The organism is Allomuricauda sp. R78024 (assembly GCF_044596045.1).
Lineage (GTDB): Bacteria > Bacteroidota > Bacteroidia > Flavobacteriales > Flavobacteriaceae > Flagellimonas.
Map to the genome: position 1 here is coordinate 538200 of NZ_CP138995.1, position 19281 is coordinate 557480.

21 protein-coding genes are annotated in these 19281 nt (G+C 37.2%); 10 read left to right on the top strand and 11 right to left on the bottom strand.

Features of this window, described 5'->3' with window-relative positions:
- Window positions 1–10: 10 nt before the first annotated feature.
- Entirely contained in the window at window positions 11–718 is a 708-nt protein-coding gene (locus SJY44_RS02380) for a helix-turn-helix domain-containing protein (protein ID WP_396591123.1), read from the bottom strand.
- A gap of 143 nt (window positions 719–861) precedes the next feature.
- Between SJY44_RS02380 and SJY44_RS02385 the strand changes: the two genes are divergently transcribed.
- On the top strand, window positions 862–1182 hold the full coding sequence (locus SJY44_RS02385; RefSeq protein ID WP_396591124.1) for a hypothetical protein: 321 nt from the start codon (window positions 862–864) through the stop codon (window positions 1180–1182).
- On the opposite strand, the gene SJY44_RS02390 is transcribed toward SJY44_RS02385, so the two are convergent.
- From SJY44_RS02390 to SJY44_RS02420, 7 genes are all read right to left on the bottom strand, one after another.
- Window positions 1171–1686, bottom strand: a complete 516-nt coding sequence (locus SJY44_RS02390) for a GNAT family N-acetyltransferase (protein WP_298923272.1) — start codon at window positions 1684–1686, stop codon at window positions 1171–1173. The two genes, SJY44_RS02385 and SJY44_RS02390, sit on opposite strands and share 12 nt — an antisense overlap.
- Before the next feature lie 327 nt (window positions 1687–2013).
- Entirely contained in the window at window positions 2014–2667 is a 654-nt protein-coding gene (locus tag SJY44_RS02395; RefSeq protein ID WP_298923275.1) for a 3-oxoacid CoA-transferase subunit B, read from the bottom strand.
- Between the two features lie 2 nt (window positions 2668–2669).
- Window positions 2670–3371: a CoA transferase subunit A gene (locus SJY44_RS02400; RefSeq protein WP_396591125.1), complete on the bottom strand. Its 702-nt coding sequence runs from the start codon at window positions 3369–3371 to the stop codon at window positions 2670–2672.
- Window positions 3372–3469: 98 nt separating this feature from the next.
- Complete coding sequence (locus SJY44_RS02405; protein ID WP_396591126.1) at window positions 3470–5794, bottom strand: penicillin-binding protein 1A; 2325 nt, start codon at window positions 5792–5794, stop codon at window positions 3470–3472.
- A 5-nt stretch (window positions 5795–5799) separates the two neighbouring features.
- Window positions 5800–6288: a gliding motility lipoprotein GldH gene (locus SJY44_RS02410; RefSeq protein ID WP_298923281.1), complete on the bottom strand. Its 489-nt coding sequence runs from the start codon at window positions 6286–6288 to the stop codon at window positions 5800–5802.
- The gene (locus tag SJY44_RS02415) at window positions 6278–7438 is read right to left on the bottom strand and encodes a stage 0 sporulation family protein (RefSeq protein WP_396591127.1); all 1161 of its coding nucleotides are present in this window, start codon (window positions 7436–7438) and stop codon (window positions 6278–6280) included. The genes SJY44_RS02410 and SJY44_RS02415 overlap by 11 nt, the downstream gene beginning before the upstream one ends.
- Before the next feature lie 100 nt (window positions 7439–7538).
- Complete coding sequence (locus SJY44_RS02420) at window positions 7539–8570, bottom strand: rhodanese-related sulfurtransferase (RefSeq protein ID WP_396591128.1); 1032 nt, start codon at window positions 8568–8570, stop codon at window positions 7539–7541.
- Window positions 8571–8866: 296 nt separating this feature from the next.
- Between SJY44_RS02420 and recA the strand changes: the two genes are divergently transcribed.
- The 5 genes from recA to SJY44_RS02445 all read left to right on the top strand — a co-directional run bounded on the left by recA (window position 8867) and on the right by SJY44_RS02445 (window position 12975).
- Window positions 8867–9874, top strand: coding sequence for a recombinase RecA (recA, locus tag SJY44_RS02425; RefSeq protein WP_396591129.1), 1008 nt, complete (start codon window positions 8867–8869; stop codon window positions 9872–9874).
- A gap of 96 nt (window positions 9875–9970) precedes the next feature.
- Window positions 9971–10399, top strand: coding sequence for a hypothetical protein (locus SJY44_RS02430; protein WP_396591130.1), 429 nt, complete (start codon window positions 9971–9973; stop codon window positions 10397–10399).
- A 48-nt stretch (window positions 10400–10447) separates the two neighbouring features.
- Window positions 10448–10978: an RNA polymerase sigma factor gene (locus SJY44_RS02435; protein ID WP_396591131.1), complete on the top strand. Its 531-nt coding sequence runs from the start codon at window positions 10448–10450 to the stop codon at window positions 10976–10978.
- A gap of 11 nt (window positions 10979–10989) precedes the next feature.
- Entirely contained in the window at window positions 10990–12582 is a 1593-nt protein-coding gene (locus tag SJY44_RS02440) for a hypothetical protein (protein ID WP_396591132.1), read from the top strand.
- A gap of 63 nt (window positions 12583–12645) precedes the next feature.
- On the top strand, window positions 12646–12975 hold the full coding sequence (locus tag SJY44_RS02445; RefSeq protein WP_396591133.1) for a hypothetical protein: 330 nt from the start codon (window positions 12646–12648) through the stop codon (window positions 12973–12975).
- A gap of 14 nt (window positions 12976–12989) precedes the next feature.
- Here the strand turns inward: SJY44_RS02445 and SJY44_RS02450 are convergent, their stop codons facing one another.
- Window positions 12990–13736 carry a lysophospholipid acyltransferase family protein gene (locus tag SJY44_RS02450; protein ID WP_396591134.1) on the bottom strand — a complete coding sequence of 249 codons (747 nt, stop codon included), beginning with the start codon at window positions 13734–13736 and terminating at the stop codon, window positions 12990–12992.
- A gap of 56 nt (window positions 13737–13792) precedes the next feature.
- Between SJY44_RS02450 and SJY44_RS02455 the strand changes: the two genes are divergently transcribed.
- Together SJY44_RS02455 and trpS are read left to right on the top strand one after the other, a co-directional pair.
- Window positions 13793–14035 (top strand): GlsB/YeaQ/YmgE family stress response membrane protein, encoded by a 243-nt coding sequence (locus tag SJY44_RS02455; protein WP_147741620.1) that lies wholly within the window; start codon window positions 13793–13795, stop codon window positions 14033–14035.
- Window positions 14036–14120: 85 nt separating this feature from the next.
- Window positions 14121–15089: a tryptophan--tRNA ligase gene (gene trpS / locus SJY44_RS02460; protein ID WP_147741622.1), complete on the top strand. Its 969-nt coding sequence runs from the start codon at window positions 14121–14123 to the stop codon at window positions 15087–15089.
- A 20-nt stretch (window positions 15090–15109) separates the two neighbouring features.
- Here the strand turns inward: trpS and SJY44_RS02465 are convergent, their stop codons facing one another.
- Both SJY44_RS02465 and dprA read right to left on the bottom strand, forming a co-directional pair.
- Entirely contained in the window at window positions 15110–16363 is a 1254-nt protein-coding gene (locus tag SJY44_RS02465; RefSeq protein WP_396591135.1) for a hypothetical protein, read from the bottom strand.
- A 186-nt stretch (window positions 16364–16549) separates the two neighbouring features.
- Window positions 16550–17656, bottom strand: coding sequence for a DNA-processing protein DprA (dprA, locus tag SJY44_RS02470; protein WP_396591136.1), 1107 nt, complete (start codon window positions 17654–17656; stop codon window positions 16550–16552).
- A 104-nt stretch (window positions 17657–17760) separates the two neighbouring features.
- Between dprA and SJY44_RS02475 the strand changes: the two genes are divergently transcribed.
- Window positions 17761–18705 carry an SPOR domain-containing protein gene (locus SJY44_RS02475; protein ID WP_396591137.1) on the top strand — a complete coding sequence of 315 codons (945 nt, stop codon included), beginning with the start codon at window positions 17761–17763 and terminating at the stop codon, window positions 18703–18705.
- A gap of 60 nt (window positions 18706–18765) precedes the next feature.
- Window positions 18766–19278, top strand: coding sequence for an acyl-CoA thioesterase (locus SJY44_RS02480; RefSeq protein ID WP_396591138.1), 513 nt, complete (start codon window positions 18766–18768; stop codon window positions 19276–19278).
- Window positions 19279–19281: the final 3 nt, after the last annotated feature.

Here is a 19281-nt window from a genome sequence, read left to right on the forward strand (position 1 = left end):
TGTCCAATAGTTATACTTGTTTTTTTATCACTTTAAAGACTTGTAAAATATCTTTTAGAGGCAGTTCAAAATCTTGATATTCCGGAGATTTATTTAGGTTTTGACAGTAAATCGTGTTCTTTTCACTGCTAAAACCCGTAACCCATTTACAAATAATCCTATCCTTACAAACCAATACATAAGGTTTGTTAAATACCATACCTTCGCCTTTGGCCAGCAAATCCATATTCAGTCTTAAACCCAAAACAATTGCTTTGTTTGGAATGGCATCAATACTATTATCATTCATAGAATCACCAGTAATTTCAAAAGCCATGTGTGCTTCTTCATCTAAAAAGTCTAAGATGAACCCGGCCTGAAATGCATTTTTTCTAAAATCAGTTACTGCAGCGTTTTCAATATATTTCCCTTGTTGTTCCATTAACACCAATGGTGACATAATCAGGTATTTTCCATGTTCCAAAGGATAAAAGACACTTCCGTGTTTTGTAAATGGTTGCCTTTGCACGTAGGACCCTTCTAAATCATTTACCTCATGCAGATATAATTCTGCAATACTCTTCTCAAAGTACTCTGCAATTTTGGTGAGGTTTTTAATTGGAATGTTAGCCTCTTTTCTTTCATAAAGCTGTATTGTGCGAAGGCTAACACCAATCTCTGTAGCCAAATCTGATTGGCTGATATTTTTTTTACGCCTTAATTGCTTTATAATGTACATATTATTGCTATATTGTGTAATATTATTACGTACTTACTATTTTACGCAGTAAAAACCCCAATTTCTGTAATTCAATTACAATCAAATATAGAAAATTGAATTCGGCTATGATTCATTAATCAATAAGTACATATACAATTGTTATGGGTTCAATCAAACATTTTGACCTTGTTATCAATAGTGATAACATCTTTTTGAATGAAGATTATGGGAAACCAATCAGCGAAAGACTTTCTATAGTTCTGCGAAGGAATGTCTCCAAAAACGATTTTGCCAACATTGCTATAAGAAGTAACATCAGTTTTTCCACTATCAGAGATGTAGTGTATAGAACTAATAGCTTAACCAAGGCCAACGCCAAAGCAATTTCGCTATTAATTCATGCTGCTTTTGAAAATTCCATTGCCTTTAAGTTACAGGCTGAAGGTGATATTCTATTTCTGAATAGTCTGCTAAAGGTCTAGCCTAAGGAGCCAATCTGTTTGCTTGTCCTTTCCTATGTAGTAGGGATGTGTGTCAAATTTTTTGAAGCCATGTTTTTGATAAAATCTAATGGCAGCAGTATTTTTCTCCCACACTCCAAGCCACAAATAATCCTTACCTTCTTTTTTGGTCAGTTCCAAAACTTGTTGCAGTATCCATGCTCCTATTCTTTTACCTTGATGTGTCCCTATCACATAAATACGTTCCAATTCAAAAGAGAATTCATCTTTAACGTCTGTTTGTGCTTCGTTTTCATTTAACTTAAAATACCCTACCAATTCATCTTTCTCAAACACAAAGTAAAACCTAGAATTTTCATTTTCCAGTTCTGATAACACCTTCTCTTTGTTGAAGGCAAAACCTATGTATTTCTTAAAATCTTGCGGATCATTAGCTTCTTCAAAAGCAGCAACAAAAGTTTCTCTGGAAATATCAACCAATACTTCTAAATCCAAATTTGTACACCTACGAAAATTCAAGTTCATCCATGCTCGTTTCTAACTTAAAAATACGGCAAAAAAAAAGAGCCAACGTATTAGTTGACTCTCAAGTTTTTTGTGATTTGATTGTTCTTAAAGCATGAAAAGCTTTTTGATCAATAGCATAAATCCTGTAAAAAAATCATTTCGGTAGACTTGGATGCTGTCTTCCATTGATGTTTGGTTTAATTTGGGTGCCATGATATAAATTTTTATGGTGTTAATTTGGGTAAAAAAATCGATAAAAGCAAATATAACATCGACGTACTACCAAAAACAAAAAAATGTTGTGAAATAATCCAATCTTGTTGTAAACAAACTAATCGGTATTTACTATATCTCCATTTCGGGTATTTCTCCTTCCACCAGTAGTTTACCCTCTGTTGCTTTTATAATGGTATCCACAGAAACTCCAGGGGCTCTTTCCAATAGTTTGAAACCCTTTGTTGTAACTTCCATAACTGCCAGATTAGTCACTATTTTCTTTACACAACCAACCCCCGTTAAGGGTAGCGTACACTTTTTCAACAGCTTAGATACTCCGGCCTTATTGGTGTGCATCATGGCAACTATAATATTTTCTGCAGAAGCTACTAGATCCATTGCTCCCCCCATGCCTTTCACCATTTTACCCGGAATCTTCCAATTGGCAATATCTCCATTTTCTGCAACTTCCATTGCTCCCAAAATAGTCAAGTCCACATGTTTTCCCCTAATCATACCAAAACTCATGGCTGAGTCAAAAAAAGAAGCGCCCGGAAGGGTCGTTATCGTCTGTTTCCCTGCGTTTATAACATCTGCATCTTCTTCTCCTTCAAAAGGGAAAGGACCCATCCCTAGAACACCGTTTTCACTTTGAAACTCAACACTGATATCATCCCGAACAAAGTTGGCAACCAAGGTTGGGATACCAATACCCAAGTTCACATAATATCCGTCTTTAACCTCTTTTGCAATTCGCTTTGCTATTCCGTTTTTATCCAACATATTTATCCTTTTTGCCTAACGGTTCTTTGTTCTATTCTTTTTTCATAATTGGTGCCCTGAAAAATGCGCTGAACAAATATTCCAGGAACATGAATTTCATTGGGATCTAAGCTTCCGGCTGGTAACAGTTCTTCAACCTCAGCAACGGTGATTTTTGCAGCACCACACATGCAAGGGTTAAAATTGCGCGCGGTTCCTTTGAATATAAGATTTCCAGCCTCATCACCTTTCCAAGCTTTTACAAATGAGAAATCTGCTTTGAACGCTGGCTCCAGCACATGCATTTTTCCATCAAATTCTCTAGTTTCTTTTCCTTCAGCTACTTCGGTCCCGTAACCTGCTGGGGTATAAAAAGCGGGGAAACCTGCCTGTGCAGCTCTACATTTTTCTGCAAGCGTACCTTGTGGAGTCAATTCCACCTCTAGTTCACCGCTTAACATTTGTCTTTCAAATTCATCATTTTCACCCACATAGGATGAAATCATTTTTTTTACCTGATGCTTTTGCAATAACAAGCCTAATCCAAAATCATCTACTCCTGCATTGTTAGAGATACAGGTGATATCACTTATGCCCAACTTCACCAATTCTGCAATTGCATTTTCTGGAATGCCGCATAGTCCAAAACCCCCTAACATAAATGTCATTCCATTGGCCACACCCTTTAGTGCGCTCTCTACATTCTGAACTGTTTTTTTAATCATCTGCTCTTATTTTTCTAATGGAATGAAATTACGATTTAAATAAAAAAGCCCCAAGATATAAATACATCTTGGGGCAAAATTTTTAATGCGGTTGAAGATTAAAATCCAACGTCTTCTAAATCATCTTCGGTATCCAAATCGTCTTTAAGATCTTTGAGCACTTTTGTACAATCTACATTGATAGACATGTTCTCTGGTTCTTCAAAAGCATCTTTGGAAATTCCCAATTCTTCGTTTTCATAATTCTTCTTCATATACATGCCCCATATAGGTAAGGCCATTGAAGCTCCTTGACCGTATGTAAGACTCTTAAAGTGAATAGATCTTTCTTCTCCTCCTACCCATACACCTGTGACCAAATTGGGCACCATTCCCATAAACCAACCATCACTTTGGTTCTGGGTTGTTCCGGTTTTACCCGCAATGGGATTGGTCAATTCATACGGATATCCAGTGATAACTTCTTTGTACACGGTCTGGTTTTTGGCAAAAGAGTGTCTTAGCCTTCCCCCAGAACCATACTGGGTAACCCCTTCCATTAAATTTACCATGGCATAGGCAACATCTTTACTTAAAACATCTTTTGTTTTAGGCACATATTCATAGAGCACCGATCCATTCTTGTCCTCTATGCGTGTTACCATAACCGGCTTTACATAAACGCCTTGATTTGCAAAAGTTCCATATGCCCCAACCATTTCATAAACATTAACATCCAGTGTTCCCAATGCAATGGAAGGTACTTCTAGAATCTCTTTGGAAAGTCCCATATTCTTGGCTATGGCAACTACAGAGCTTGGACCTACTTTGTCTATTAATTGAGCCGTTACCGTATTAACGGAGTTGGCCAATGCATTCTTTAATGTTAAATCCTCTCCAGAGTATTTTCCATTTGAATTCTTAGGGCACCAAGCTTCCATGTTTCCATGTTTTAAGGGCTCTATGCAATATTGGTTGTCCGGAAGGGAATCGCATGGCGAGTAGCGTAATTGATCAATAGCCGCAGCATATACAAAAGGCTTAAAGGTTGAACCTGCTTGTCTAGCTCCCTGGATTACATTGTCATATTGAAAATGTTTGTAGTCAACACCACCAACCCATGCTTTTACATGACCTGTTTGAGGCTCCATAGACATCATGGCCGTTCTTAAAAATGTTTTGTAATATCTGATAGAGTCCAAAGGAGTCATTAGGGTATCTTTCTCATAAGAATCACTATTCCAATCAAATACATTCATCTCCGTTTTCTTCCTGAAAGAAGCTCTTATTTCGTTTTCGGATTTACCATCTCGTTTCATGGCCTTCCAACGGACAGAATTCTTCATGGCTTGTTCCATGATATTATCAATTTGAAAAGTTTCCAAATCCAAGAACGGTGCGGTAGGGTTCCTGTCAGGTGTATTTTGATGAAAGAACTCAGTCTGTAAATTTTTCATATGGGCCTGAACAGCATCCTCAGCATTCTGTTGCATTCTGGAATCAATAGTGGTATAAATCTTTAATCCATCTAAATAGATGTTATACTTTTCCCCATCTAGTTTTGGATTTTCCTTTACCCATTTGTTGAGCCAACGCTGCATATACATTCTAAAATAGGTAGCCAAACCTTCTTTATGCGACTCTGGATTAAAATTGATATCCATTTTAAGTTGCTGAAGCGAATCTTTCTCCTTTTCGGTAATATATTCATACTTGGCCATTTGCGATAAAACCGTATTTCTTCGGTTTAGCACCAGTTCTTCCCTTCTTAAAGGGTTGTATAGTGAAGAGTTTTTGAGCATCCCAACAAGTACCGCAGATTCTTCTATCTTCAACTCAGCAGGCTCTTTTCCAAAATAAATTCTAGCGGCAGAACGTATTCCATCCGCAGCATAGCCAAAATCATAAATATTAAGATACATGGCTATAATTTCTTCTTTGGTATAATTACGTTCCAATCTAGTGGCAATGACCCATTCCTTTATTTTTTGGGTATACTTTGTCCAGTCTTTTGCCCGTATTCCTACAAATAGCTGTCTGGCCAACTGCTGAGAAATGGTACTTGCACCACCTTTAGAACCTAAATAGACAAATGCCCTTATGGTTCCCCTAGCATCAATCCCTGAATGATTGTAGTACCGTGCATCTTCCGTGGCCACAAGCGCATTGACTAGATTTTCAGGAAGTTTTTTATAGGAAACAGGCGTTCTATTATCATCAAGGTAAAGCTTACCTAATGTTTGCCCATCTGAAGAAATAAATTCAGTAGCGAGATTGGTCTGCGGATTTTCCAAACGCTCAAAAGTGGGCATTTCACCAAATACCCCCCATGAAGCCAAAAGAAAAACCAGCATAATTAAGAATAAACCAGATCCGAAAAGAATCCAAAACCACTTGATGTATGTAAAGAAGCCTTTTTGCTTCTTTTGCTTAGCTTTTGCCATTGTTATTATTGCGTACTTTTTTCAATTTCTAAACCAACATCCGTAATGCCATCCAACACATAAATACCATCTACATCTCCATTTTTGCGCATGGCATGGGTAATATTTACCTTATATACGCCAGAATCATCAAAAACGATTTTTTCTTGAAACCATAGTTTATTTTCCTTAATGCTTCCAAGTCCTTTGCCCAACCATTCACCACTGGGTTCGGCCATCTTATATTCTAATGTGTCCTTCAATGTATTTCCATTTGGATACTCCAATTCAGTTATCAAAAAAAGATTGTTGAACTGAAAGGTATTATCATTTCTAATGTTGATGAACATATTATGTGTCTGAATGGAATCCAATTTTGAAAACTCAAACTTTATTGGATTATCCATACTCCACGATCCATTCTCCATTGCCTCGTAATCTGAAAAGACCAAATTACTGTTGCATGAAACCAGAACTAAAGAGAAAACCAAGACAATGAGGAATTTATTGTGCATTGGGAGAAGCTTTTGGTTTATTTTTTCTTCGTTTTTTATTATTTCGCTTATTTTTTCTAGGTCTATCAAACCGGGTAAGACTATCTTGGCCAACTACATTTTCAAAGACCATTTTTTCTTCGCTCACATTGTCTTGAGCATATTCTTCCAAGCTGTCAATTTTTTCATTCTTTTTGTTGATTTCCAAAATTTCCAATACATGATCTTTTCCCAATGCATGCCAAGTGGCTGGGTCATCTTTGTATGAAAACCACAATGTTTCTTTAAAAATATCTGCTTTTTGACAAAAGGCAATTCCTTTTTTGGTCATGATTTTGCTGTCTTGCGGCGGAAAGTCATTCAATGCCTCTAGATACATATCCAGCTCATAATTGAGGCAGCATTTTAGTTTGCCACATTGTCCAGCTAATTTTTGAGGATTTAGGGCAAGTTGTTGATATCTGGCAGAGGCTGTGCTTACAGACCTAAAATCTGTTAGCCAGGTAGAACAGCAAAGTTCCCTTCCACAAGAACCTATTCCGCCTAAGCGTTGAGCTTCTTGACGATATCCTATTTGGCGCATTTCAATTCGGATACTAAAGGCTTTTGCCATATCCTTTATCAATTGCCTAAAATCTACACGATCTTCTGCCGTATAATAGAATGTTGCTTTTGAGCCATCTCCTTGAAACTCCACATCACTGAGCTTCATTTGAAGTTTTAACGAAATTGCAATTTCCCGAGATCGCTTTTGAATTTCGGCTTCTTTGTCCCTACATTTTTGCCAAATGTCAATATCTCTTTGAGATGCTTTTCTATAAATTTTTGGTATTTCTTCATCATCTGACGCAACCTTCTTTCTTTTCATTTGCACTTTTACCAATTCTCCGGTAAGCGTTACAATTCCAACATCATGTCCAGACTTTGCCTGTGTAGCGACAACATCTCCTATTGCCAAAGGGAGACTGTCCGCATTCCTAAAAAACTCTTTTCTACTATTCTTGAAACGTACCTCAACACAATCAAAAGGTTTTTGACCGTTGGGTAGCGACATATTGGAAAGCCAATCAAAAACTGTTAGCTTGTTACAACCATCAGTGCCGCAAGTACCATTGTTCTTGCAACCACGCGGTTGTCCATCCTTGCCGGTTGAACAACTGCTACATCCCATATTTTGTATCTTGATTTAAAGAAATGACAACCATTTCCTTAAAAAGGGTTCATAAATAACTAGTCGTAAATATAGCACAAATTGTGGCAGAAGAGAAATGCTACTTTTTATACTTTAATACTTCTGAGCGCCCTTTTTTAAAAATTTTGTTGCTTGCTTTTTTCCCTTTGCGGAGAACCTTTTGTTCCTCATATGGTAATGAGTGGGTTTCCTTGCAATCTAATGAGCAACATTCCTGCATTGCCTCAGCACATTCTTTACATTGAATAAAAAGCAGGTGACATGCCTCATTTGCACAATTAACATGGGTGTCACAAGGTTTTCCACATTGATGGCAATTGGCAATGACATCTTCAGATATACGTTCTCCCCTTCTATGATCAAAAACAAAGTTCTTCCCCAAAAACTTATTCTCCAAATCTTGGTTTTTTACCTGGCGCGTGTATTCGATAATACCTCCCTCTAATTGGTACACTTTTTTGAAGCCCTTGTGTTTGTAATAAGCACTGGCCTTTTCGCACCGGATACCTCCGGTACAGTACATCACCAATTTTTTGTCCTCTTTGTGTTCGGCAAGGTCTTTTTCAATAATGTCCAAGGAATCCCTGAAGGTATCTACATCTGGTGTTACGGCGTTTTTAAAATGCCCTATTTCACTTTCGTAGTGGTTGCGCATATCTACCAGAACGGTTTCTGGGTCTTCAATTAGCTCATTAAATTTTTTCGCTCCTACGTGGATTCCCTTATTGGTGACATCAAAGGTTTTATCATTCAATCCATCTGCTACAATTTTTTCGCGAACCTTGACCTTCAGCTTAAGGAATGATTTATTGTCTTGTTCAATGGCAATATTAAGACGCACATTTTCTAAAAAAGTGATGCTGTCCAAATGCTTTTTAAACAATTCAAAATTATCCGCTGGAACTGAAAGTTGAGCATTAATCCCTTCATGGGCAACATAAATTCTACCTAGCACTTCCAACTCATCCCAATGGATAAATAAGTGGTTTCTAAAAATTTTAGGATTTCCAAGGTGTGCATATTTGTAGAAAGAGATGGTAAGTCGGTCCTTGCCGGCTTCCTCAATAAGTTTTTCCCTTTCTTTTGCACTTAATGTATTGTACAGTTGCATGCTATACCAATAATTTAAGTTAAAGAATAGTTTAAATAGTAAATCGGATGCAAAGGTAAAAATTCCTAATTCTTAAAAAGAAAAGGGGCTCTTAAATTTAAGAGCCCCTTTTTACCACATGTTTCTTTTCATAGCACAAATTTCCCTTTTGCCTTGTGGCCGTAAATTCCAGAATGGAATCCACTATTTTGTTTATTCGAGTTAGTATGTTGTAGATACGGTCTTTTAAAAAGGTTGCGTCCCTTTTGCCGTATGTAGAAAGAAATGGTAATTTAGCCTTCCTAATAACGAGAACAATGAGCAACGAAAAAGAAGCAAAATTAAAAGCCTTAAAACTTACACTGGATAAATTGGACAAGACCTACGGAAAAGGTGCTGTCATGAAAATGGGAGATAGCGTAGTTGAAGATGTTGAGGTAATCCCTTCTGGATCGTTAGGACTAGATATTGCCTTGGGCGTAAGTGGTTATCCAAGAGGTAGGGTTGTTGAAATTTATGGTCCAGAATCTTCTGGTAAAACTACATTGACACTACATGCCATTGCCGAAGCTCAAAAAAATGGAGGTATTGCTGCTTTTATTGATGCAGAACATGCTTTTGACCGTTTTTATGCCCAAAAATTGGGTGTAGATATAGACAATCTTATCATTTCTCAACCAGATAATGGTGAGCAGGCATTAGAAATAGCAGATAATCTTATACGATCAGGCGCTATTGATATTGTTATTATTGACTCTGTTGCCGCACTTACTCCAAAAAGTGAAATTGAAGGAGAAATGGGAGATTCTAAAATGGGGCTTCACGCTCGTTTAATGTCTCAAGCATTGCGAAAATTGACTTCTTCAATCAGCAAAACAAATTGCACCGTAATCTTCATTAACCAATTGCGAGAAAAAATTGGGGTCATGTTTGGAAATCCGGAAACTACTACGGGTGGAAATGCCCTTAAATTCTATGCTTCTGTACGTTTAGATATTAGACGCTCTACACAAATAAAAGATACAGACGGAGCTGTACTAGGAAACAAAACAAGGGTCAAGGTGGTAAAGAATAAAGTTGCTCCTCCTTTTAGAACTGCAGAATTTGATATTATGTATGGAGAAGGCATCTCTAAAATTGGAGAAATCCTTGATCTTGGAGTGGCCTATGAAATTGTGAAGAAAAGCGGTTCTTGGTTTAGCTATGGAGACACAAAGCTTGGTCAAGGAAGAGATGCGGTAAAATCACTACTTGCTGACAATCCAGAACTATCTGATGAACTAGAGGCAAAAATTAGAGAAGCTATTACCGCAGTTAACGCCTAAATCTGGTCTAACATATGTTCTAGTTTAACCATAGGTTGTGAAAATCCCACGCAACCCTTGTATATACCTTTCATCTAAGGGTTAAAAAAGATTTTAATGATGAAAAAGGGAATCGTGCTATTTATTCTTTTTGGGATAAGCCTATTAGTTACCTCCTGTGATCTGGATGATGATGGCCAAAACTTTCATTTTACAACACTTGCCGGGGTAGAAGCAAATTTTCCAGACTCTTTTGAACTAAACGAAACGTATGATATTGAGGTCACTTATCTTAGACCTAATGGATGTACTTTTTTTGAAGGGTTCGATGTAGCTAAAACAGGTGAGACCGATAGAGATATCGTTGTAATTGGATCTGTGTTTACAGATAATGATACCGCTTGTACAGAGGCAGTAGAAGAAGTTGTCGCCACATTAAAATTCAATGTGATTTTTACAGGAGAATATCATTTTAGACTTTATACAGGAATAGATGAAAATGAGGACGCGGTTTATGTAGAATATACAGTTCCAGTAGTTCAATAATTACCGTGCCAACAAACTTAATATCAACAATCCAAAAATGACCAACATTTGGATATTGAAGAGCTGATACATAATTGTAAAAAGGGCAAACGACAAGCGCAAGCTGAATTATACCGGAAATATTCCGGTATTCTTTTCGGTATGTGCCTTAAATACTCCCGTAACAAAACTGAGGCAGAAGACAATCTGCACGACAGTTTTATGACAATTTTCAACAAAATAGAGCAATTCAATTTTAATGGTTCTTTTGAAGGTTGGATTAAACGAATCACGGTAAATACAGTACTACAGAAATACAGAAAAGAACAGCATCTAAATGTGGTTTCTGAAAATGTTGGTGAAGAAATAGATGTAGACGTAGAACAAGCGGATATAAGCCTGAGCAGGTTATTGGGATACATTCAAGAGTTACCAAATAAATATAGGTTAACGTTCAACCTGTATGTTTTGGATGGGTATAGCCATAAAGAAATAAGTGAGATGTTGGGGACATCCACTGGAACTTCAAAATCTAACCTGGCCAGGGCCAAAATGATTTTGAGGGAAAAAATAGAAAAAGAAAATATAAACATTGCTTAAATGATTTAAGAATGGGGAAAAAGGATTTAGAGCAATTGTTCAAAGAAACCTTTACAGAGTTTCATGAGATTCCAGAAGAAAAAGTCTGGAGTTCCATTGAGGATTCTTTGGACAAGAAGAAACAAAAGAAAAGAGTTATTCCAATTTGGTGGCGCCTGGGAGGGGTAGCTGCATTATTGGCAATTTTATTCTATGTTATCAATCCATTTGATAACTCAACTAGTGATGGGGAAATCATTATTACGGAAACTGAAGACAACACTGTTCCTTTTCAAAAGGACAGTGTTATTAAGGAGTCAAAAGAATTCAAAGAAGAATTACGGTCAAACAAAGCAAAAAATTTGGCAGAATCGTCCAATGAAAATAGTGGAGATGCTGTAGAAAGTTCTGCAACGGAAGCAGAAAAAGATGCCGAGAATTCTATTATCAGAAATCAAAGCATAAAAATTCAAGAACAGCAAGTAACATCGAATACAAAAGAAGAAGGAGAAATTCTTAAAAAGAAGGAATTTCTAAAAAATTACTTGACGCAAGACAATGAATCAAATGTTACCAAGAATTCCACTAAAAATGTAGCTTCAGTAAACACTGAAATACTTAAAAGTAAAGAGGAGAAATCTGAACAATCTGATATAATAGGTCTTTCCAACGAGAAGAAATCTGACGCTATAGCAGCAATGGACAAGGAAGACAATAACAACCCCTTGCCTTCGGATAAAACCCAAAAAGAAATATTACAAGAAGAAAAAGTATTGGAAGGTCTTAAAGAAGATGAGGCTGTGGCACAAAATGAAGAAGAAAATGAAAAACGATCAATTTTTGAGGTGATAAAAGAGCAGGAAGAAGAAGTTATTGCCGAAAATACCAGTGGGAAATGGACTGTAGGGCCATCTGTAGCTCCTGTATATTTTAATGCTTCTGGTGAAGGTTCTCCCATTCACTCCAATTTTGCATCCAACTCAAAATCTGGAAATGTCAATTTAAGCTATGGTGTTACCGTTGCTTACAATGTGGGCAAAAGACTAAAAGTGCGTTCTGGTATCCATAAAGTTGATTTTGGCTATGACACCAATGAAGTACTATTCTCTTCCTCCTTGGAAGGCTCTACAAACGAATTGATCGATAATATTAGTTACAGTCAAACTTCTAGAAATCTTGTTCTACAAAGCAAGAACAGTGTACCACGCGAATCTGCAACAAATGATGCCTTTTTTGAGCTGTCAGCGAATGAAAGTCCTGCTTTAGATGGTAAAATGGTGCAGCAATTAGGCTATATAGAAGTGCCTTTAGAACTGAACTATGCCCTCATTGATAAAAAATTTGGGGTTAACCTTATTGGAGGGGTCAGCTCTCTTTTCCTTGTGGACAATTCCGTGCTATTGGAATCTGAAGGGTTGGTTACAGAAGTGGGTGAAGCAAATAATGCAAACTCTGTAAACTTTAGCACCAACGTAGGGGTTGGTCTTAATTATGAATTTTCTCCAAAAGTGGAGCTTAATTTGGAGCCTGTTTTTAAATATCAATTGAACACCTTTTCTGAAACTGCAGGTGCATTTAGACCGTTTTCAATTGGCGTTTATAGTGGTGTTACTTTTAAGTTTTAGTTATATAAAGAAGTTGGTTAGGAAGGTTGCCCCTTTAGGCAATCATTTAGGCACCTCGCTTCAGTGGGGTGCCTTATTCTTAAGTTTAGAGCAACAAACATCCAATTAAATTGTATCCTGCCTTTACTATTTCTGGTATATAAAACACAGGATGCCAATCTGGATTTTCAGAAGGTTCTAACTTCACCTGGTCTATTCAAGAGATCTGAGACTTTTAAAGAAAAACATATTTATCAAAAAGAAAAGAAATCTAGAGGGTTGGAGGCGACAAAACAGCGTTTAGAATCTTTAAGTGATGATTCCAATAGTATTAAAATTATTGACAAGATTGATCGCAATAATCAACCTTTGGGCACCAAAACCATTATTAAGATTCCGACAGATCATTTTTGAACAACTCTTCCTGCTCAAATAGTATGATTTTCACTCAGTTCTTTCAAAATAACTTCTCGTACTTCTTCACGCAGGGTGGATTTGTCATCTTCTGCCAAAATACCTGTCTCAAAAAACTCGTGTACCTTGGCCCTTATTTTGCCTGGACCACCACTTAAAAAAGTAAAGGAAAAACGTCTTTTGTTGTCATAAAAAGTAATTGGCACAATCGGAATTTTATGTGCTATCGCCATTTTAAAGGCACCATCCTTAAATTCGTCCAAAACAACATCTTCTTCAGGAACTCCTCCTTCGGGGAAAATGCAAATGCTCAATCCTTGGTCTAATCTTCGTTGTGCTCGTCGGTATACTCCTGTTCTACTTTTAATATTATCCCTATCCACCAAAATACAAACACGTTTGTAAAAAAATCCAAAAACAGGAATCTTCACCAATTCTTTTTTGCCCACAAACACAAACGGATTCTTACTCACCATGAGCATCAACATTATGTCCAACATACTGGTGTGGTTTGCAATTAACATATAGCTTTTTCCTTTTTCCATATGCTGCTCCCTAACAATTTTTGGAAAGCACCCCATACCATATAATATGGTTTTAGCCCATAAATTTCTGGCTAACCAAAAAAACTGCGGATAGGTTTTTTCAGAGAAAGTCGTCACCAACAAAAAGGGAAAGAAAATGAATATAGGAAGTGTTACAAGGATGTAAAACCAAATTCTATACAAGACATGTCCTATGTTTTTGAAGATTGCAAACACGACCCAAAAGTAGAATTTTTGAATATCTTTATGTAAACAATCTAAAAATCAATTATATGGGACTACTTTATGCGTTGTTAATTGGAGCTCTTGCAGGGTGGCTTGCAGGTAAAATTATGAAGGGTGGTGGATTTGGAACCCTATTGAATATTATTCTGGGTATTGTGGGAGGTGTTGTGGGCAACTGGCTCTTTGGAACATTAGGGGTTCATATTGGCTCTGGAATTGTCGGTGATGTTATTACTGGAGTTATTGGAGCAGTGGTAATCCTTTTTGTTGCAGGACTGTTTAAAAAATAGGTTTTGGCATTCTTTTCCCAATAGCGGCTTATGCCGCTTTTTTTATCCCATGTGGATTGTTACATTTACGCCTTAAAAATTAGGTATGTCCAGAATTTTAACCGGAATTCAAAGTACAGGAACTCCACATTTGGGAAACATATTGGGGGCAATAATCCCGGCGATTCAAATGGCGCAAAATCCCAAAAACGAGTCTTTTCTTTTTATCGCTGATATGCATTCCCTCACCCAGATAAAGAATGGGGAAGAATTAAGAAACAACACCTATGCCACCGCAGCTACTTGGCTAGCTTTTGGCCTGGATATTGAAAAGACTGTTTTTTACAGACAAAGTGATGTTCCCCAAGTAACCGAACTGGCATGGTATCTTAGTTGTTTTTATCCGTATCAACGCCTAACCTTGGCACATTCTTTTAAGGACAAGGCGGATCGATTGGAAGATGTAAACTCTGGGCTATTTACCTACCCTATGCTCATGGCAGCCGATATTTTATTGTATGATGCACATATTGTTCCGGTAGGCAAAGACCAACTGCAACATTTGGAAATGACAAGGGATGTCGCTTCTAGGTTTCATCACCAATTAGGGGAAACTTTTGTAATCCCTGAAGCCAAAGTGCAAAAGGAAACCATGTATGTTCCTGGTACGGATGGCGAAAAAATGAGCAAAAGCAAAGGAAATACCATTAATCTGTTCCAGCCAGATAAAAAATTACGAAAGCAGCTTATGGGCATTGTTACGGACAGCACTCCTATGGAAGACCCAAAAGACCCAGCTAAGGACAATGTCTTTGCTTTATATAAAATACTGGCATCTCCAGAGCAAATAGAAGAAATGAGTGCTAATTACTTAGCAGGAAATTATGGGTATGGTCATGCAAAGCAAGCACTATATGAGGTTATCTTGAACAGGTTTGAAGAGCCCCGTGAAAAATTTGAGTACTACATGAACCACTTAAATGAAGTGGATGAAGCTTTGAACTTTGGAGCAGAAAAAGCCAAAAAGGTGGCTGATGGTGTTTTGGATCGGGTGAGAGGTAAGTTGGGGTATTAATTACCCTTTTCTCAGCTTAGTTATTCAAATGCTCCAACAGTGTTTAATATTCCTCCTTCGGCAGAACTTCCCGCGATTATCCAAATTTTGTCTTCAAAAACAACTGTTGTAGGCCTGTTTGTTCCTGCAAAAACTACATCTTCAACACTTTGAGTCCATGTGACTCCATCTGAAGAATACCACGCATCATTTTTCCATCCTTCCATGCTTACTCCTCCAATCACCCACATTTTGTCATCAAAAACAACGGATGAATGTGAGCTTCTTTCTATAAAAAGTGCATTTGCAGTCTCCTCTATCCAAGTAATTCCATCAATGCTTGACCATACATCATTCATTCTTTGCAAATCTCTTCCACCAATTACCCACATCTTGTTGTTAAATACCAAAGTAGTATGTGTAAATCTTCCTAGGAATGATGTTTCAGCACTTGCCTCTATCCAATTAACCCCATCTGAGGTATACCATACATCATTTTTGTATGTACTACTCCCATATTCAAATCCTCCAATAACCCATATCTTATTGTCAAAAACAACCGAAGTATGCCCATATCGTTTAGAAAATGATTCTCCTACAGGGTTTTCTGCAGTCCATGTTGCTCCATCTGTACTTGACCAAACACTATTCACTTCTGATTCCCCTCCATTTAGTTGCCCTCCTATCATCCATATTTTATCATCAAAAACAACTGTTGAATGGTATTGTCTTCCTAAAAAAGCAGGGTTTGTTGCCTCCTCTGTCCATAGGATACCGTCGTCACTTGACCACACATCATTGACATAAGCATTATCAGGGTTAAAGCCAGCAAGAATCCAAAGTCTATCTTTAAATATTACTCCCGATTGCCTAAATCTTATTGAAAAATCTGCATTTTCCATAACAACTGGTGATGAAAAACTTACATTTCGCGTACTAAAGCTAAACACTTCAGATGCTGTGGTTTCATTTCCATCAGATGCCACTATTTGCCAATAATATGTTGTACATCTATCAAGGGTATTATCAATGTTGTAACTAATCCCATCTATATCTGAAGCAATAACTGTTGAAGGTGTTTCATTTTGGTCCAACAAAACACTATAAGAAACGACATCGTTCTCTGGATCCACTGCTTCATTCCAAGAAACCGTAGGAAGCAAGTCTACATTTATTGCATTGTTTGCGATACCCCCAAGATTAAATTCCATAGGTGGTGAATTAATTTCTGAACTGTCATCTTCTTTATTATCAGAACTACAACTTAAAGTCGTAATTATTAATGATAATAGCATGCATTTAATGAGGTTGATTTTTGTAGACATCGAATTAGCTTATAATTATCAATAATCGCAAATATTATGGACTTTCTAAAATTTAATTGTCTTATTAGCATACTTGTAGATTTCAAAGGTTCTAACTGTTCTTATTTTTAGCATCATAACAAGCATTTTCTTGTAAAACTTCTTTAGTATGACAATTCAAATCGCCTCAAACAGTTTACCAGGTAACGGCCGAACTACACCTTTCATCTCCATATTAAAAAGTGTGGACGCTGTTTTAAAAATGGGTAGGTTACACTCCAAGGCAACAGTATCAAGCAACTGTTTTCCGTTCATTTGCAAGTAGGAATAGATAATCTTTTCTGTTTCATCTAATTCTACAAATAACTGTTTTTGAACCGAAGAGTTTTTCTCTTTTTCTTCCAATTCCCATCCCAATAGGTACACCAACTCTGCTGCAGAAGTTAACATATGTGCTTTTTGGCGTTTGATCAGGTCATTGCATCCTTTGCTAAACTTATCTGTAGATCTTCCGGGAACGGCAAATACTTCTCTATTGTATCCGTTTGCAATATCTGCAGTAACCAAGCTTCCTCCTTTTTCTGCCGATTCAATCACAACCGTAGCTTCACTCATCCCTGCAATAATACGGTTTCGTTTTAAAAAATTCTCCCTATCCGGATTACTAGTGCTCCAAAATTCCGTTAAAAACCCGCCATTCTTTTCTATTGGGGAAACATATTTTTTATGCGCTTTTGGGTAAACCTGATTTAGTCCATGTGCCAGACAACCAATGGTCTGTAATCCTTTTTCGTTAGCTACTTTTTGGATTGCAATGTCCACACCGTAAGCAAAACCACTTACAATTATAGGGTCTAGAGGTGCAATCTCTTCTATAAAAGCTTCGCAAAATGCAGTGCCATAACTGGTAATGTTTCTAGTGCCTACTACACTGATAATTTTTTTATTCTTCAAATCAATGTTCCCGCTTTGAAAAAGCAGTATAGGGCCATCAATACAATGTTGAAGATACGTTGGATAAGCCTCATCCATAAAGTAGGTGAAAACTATCTTCTCTTTTAATAGGTAATCATACTCCGCTTCGGCTTCCTCTTGATGAATTGAGTCATGAAGTCCTTTTAGTTTTGTTCGTCCAATTCCCACAATTTTTAATAAGTGTTGCTTTTTGTCCTTAAAAACTGCTTTTGGGCTACCACAATGGGAAATCAGTTTTTTTGCCGTTACGTCACCAATATTTGGAATTTTCTGCAGCCGAAGTGCAGCAAGAATTTCATCCTCAGTCATTTAAATAAGTGGTTAAGTTGTTCACAAAATACATAATTTCAAATGTTAATAAAAAGTGATAGGCTCTATTTTGTTCTCTTGCTTTTTTTACAATATTTGTGACAATGCAGATTGAATCTTACATAGAAGAATTATTATACAATTACAATTGTGTTGTTGTCCCAGGATTTGGAGCTTTTTTGGCGCATGGGAAATCTGCGGAGCTTGATAATCAGACCAATACTTTAATTCCTCCATCCAAAACAGTTTCCTTTAACTCGCAATTATCCAAAAATGATGGCCTGCTCGTATCGCATATTGCGAAAGAAAAGCGTCTTGGTTATGAAGAATTGTTGCAAGAAGTTGAAAATGTAGCGGAAACTTGGAACAAAAAACTGCAACGTGGAGAAAATATTGAACTTTTTGGTGTTGGTAAGTTGTGGTTGAACAGGGAGCAAAGAATTCAGTTTCAACCTGAAAATAAAATCAACTATCTAACCTCTTCTTTTGGTCTTTCCACTTTTGCTGCAACGCCTATTCAGCGTGAAGTATTAAAAGAGGAAGTTGAAGAATTGGAAGAAAAGATTCCATTTATAATCACTCCAGAAAAAAGAGAGCAATCTTCTTTTAGACCGTGGTTAAAATATGCCGCCGTAATTCTTTTAGCTGTTTCCTTGGGCTCTACTTCTTATAGTGTCTATGATGGTATTCAAGAAAAACAAGTTGCTGCACAGCAAGATGCACAAAAACAAGTTTCCCGACTTATTCAAGAAGCCACTTTTTTTGAAAGTGCTCCATTAGAATTTCCTGCCATAAACATCAAAGTCAACAAAAAGCAGCTTGGAAAACATCATATAATTGCTGGTGCTTTCAGAATTGAAAAAAATGCCGAAAAGAAAGTAAATCTTCTAAAAGAAAAAGGCTATAATGCATTTTATATAGGTGTAAATAAATTTGGTTTACATCAAGTGGCTTATGACAGCTTTGAAAACCCAAAAGAGGCTCTTTCCTTTTTAAGAAAGATTAAAAGAACAGAGTCTGCAGATGCTTGGATGTTATCTGAGAAATAATCCTTGTTTCTTTAAAACCATATTCCACACTTCAATATCTTTGCGCAAAATTAAAACGCTATGCGCACAAAAACACCGAGTGAATCACGAACTGTAATGACCGATATGGTATTGCCAAGTGAAACCAATCCTTTGAACAATCTTTTTGGAGGGGAACTTTTAGCTCGCATGGATAGAGCTGCCAGTATAGCGGCTAGACGGCACAGTAGAAGAATTACGGTCACAGCGGCGGTAAACCATGTTGCATTTAGCCGTTCTGTCCCTTTAGGAAGCGTGGTAACTGTTGAAGCTGCCGTTTCAAGAGCTTTTAAAAGTTCTATGGAAATATTTATTGATGTTTGGATGGAAGACCGTTTTACAGGGGAACGCGCCAAAGCAAATGAGGCTATTTACACCTTTGTTGCGGTTGACGATACTGGAGTCCCCACTGAGGTCCCACAACTAGATCCCCAAACGGATTTGGAAAAGGAACGTTTTGCCGCCGCACTGCGCAGAAAACAGCTTAGTTTGGTCTTGGCAGGAAAAATGAAGCCTTCAGATGCTACCGAATTGAAAGCTCTATTTACTCCTTAAGAC

What these genes read in the sequence shown, in the direction of transcription:
- SJY44_RS02390 (WP_298923272.1), bottom strand. Translation starts at nt 1,686, where the DNA reads ATGAACTTGAATTTTCGTAGGTGTACAAATTTGGATTTAGAAGTATTG.
- SJY44_RS02455 (WP_147741620.1), top strand. Translation starts at nt 13,793, where the DNA reads ATGGGACTACTTTATGCGTTGTTAATTGGAGCTCTTGCAGGGTGGCTT.
- SJY44_RS02415 (WP_396591127.1), bottom strand. Translation starts at nt 7,438, where the DNA reads ATGGGATGTAGCAGTTGTTCAACCGGCAAGGATGGACAACCGCGTGGT.
- SJY44_RS02440 (WP_396591132.1), top strand. Translation starts at nt 10,990, where the DNA reads ATGGGGAAAAAGGATTTAGAGCAATTGTTCAAAGAAACCTTTACAGAG.
- SJY44_RS02385 (WP_396591124.1), top strand. Translation starts at nt 862, where the DNA reads ATGGGTTCAATCAAACATTTTGACCTTGTTATCAATAGTGATAACATC.
- SJY44_RS02405 (WP_396591126.1), bottom strand. Translation starts at nt 5,794, where the DNA reads ATGGCAAAAGCTAAGCAAAAGAAGCAAAAAGGCTTCTTTACATACATC.
- SJY44_RS02465 (WP_396591135.1), bottom strand. Translation starts at nt 16,363, where the DNA reads ATGCTATTATCATTAATAATTACGACTTTAAGTTGTAGTTCTGATAAT.
- SJY44_RS02475 (WP_396591137.1), top strand. Translation starts at nt 17,761, where the DNA reads ATGCAGATTGAATCTTACATAGAAGAATTATTATACAATTACAATTGT.
- trpS (WP_147741622.1), top strand. Translation starts at nt 14,121, where the DNA reads ATGTCCAGAATTTTAACCGGAATTCAAAGTACAGGAACTCCACATTTG.
- SJY44_RS02420 (WP_396591128.1), bottom strand. Translation starts at nt 8,570, where the DNA reads ATGCAACTGTACAATACATTAAGTGCAAAAGAAAGGGAAAAACTTATT.
- recA (WP_396591129.1), top strand. Translation starts at nt 8,867, where the DNA reads ATGAGCAACGAAAAAGAAGCAAAATTAAAAGCCTTAAAACTTACACTG.
- SJY44_RS02430 (WP_396591130.1), top strand. Translation starts at nt 9,971, where the DNA reads ATGATGAAAAAGGGAATCGTGCTATTTATTCTTTTTGGGATAAGCCTA.
- SJY44_RS02395 (WP_298923275.1), bottom strand. Translation starts at nt 2,667, where the DNA reads ATGTTGGATAAAAACGGAATAGCAAAGCGAATTGCAAAAGAGGTTAAA.
- SJY44_RS02410 (WP_298923281.1), bottom strand. Translation starts at nt 6,288, where the DNA reads ATGCACAATAAATTCCTCATTGTCTTGGTTTTCTCTTTAGTTCTGGTT.
- dprA (WP_396591136.1), bottom strand. Translation starts at nt 17,656, where the DNA reads ATGACTGAGGATGAAATTCTTGCTGCACTTCGGCTGCAGAAAATTCCA.
- SJY44_RS02380 (WP_396591123.1), bottom strand. Translation starts at nt 718, where the DNA reads ATGTACATTATAAAGCAATTAAGGCGTAAAAAAAATATCAGCCAATCA.
- SJY44_RS02400 (WP_396591125.1), bottom strand. Translation starts at nt 3,371, where the DNA reads ATGATTAAAAAAACAGTTCAGAATGTAGAGAGCGCACTAAAGGGTGTG.
- SJY44_RS02480 (WP_396591138.1), top strand. Translation starts at nt 18,766, where the DNA reads ATGCGCACAAAAACACCGAGTGAATCACGAACTGTAATGACCGATATG.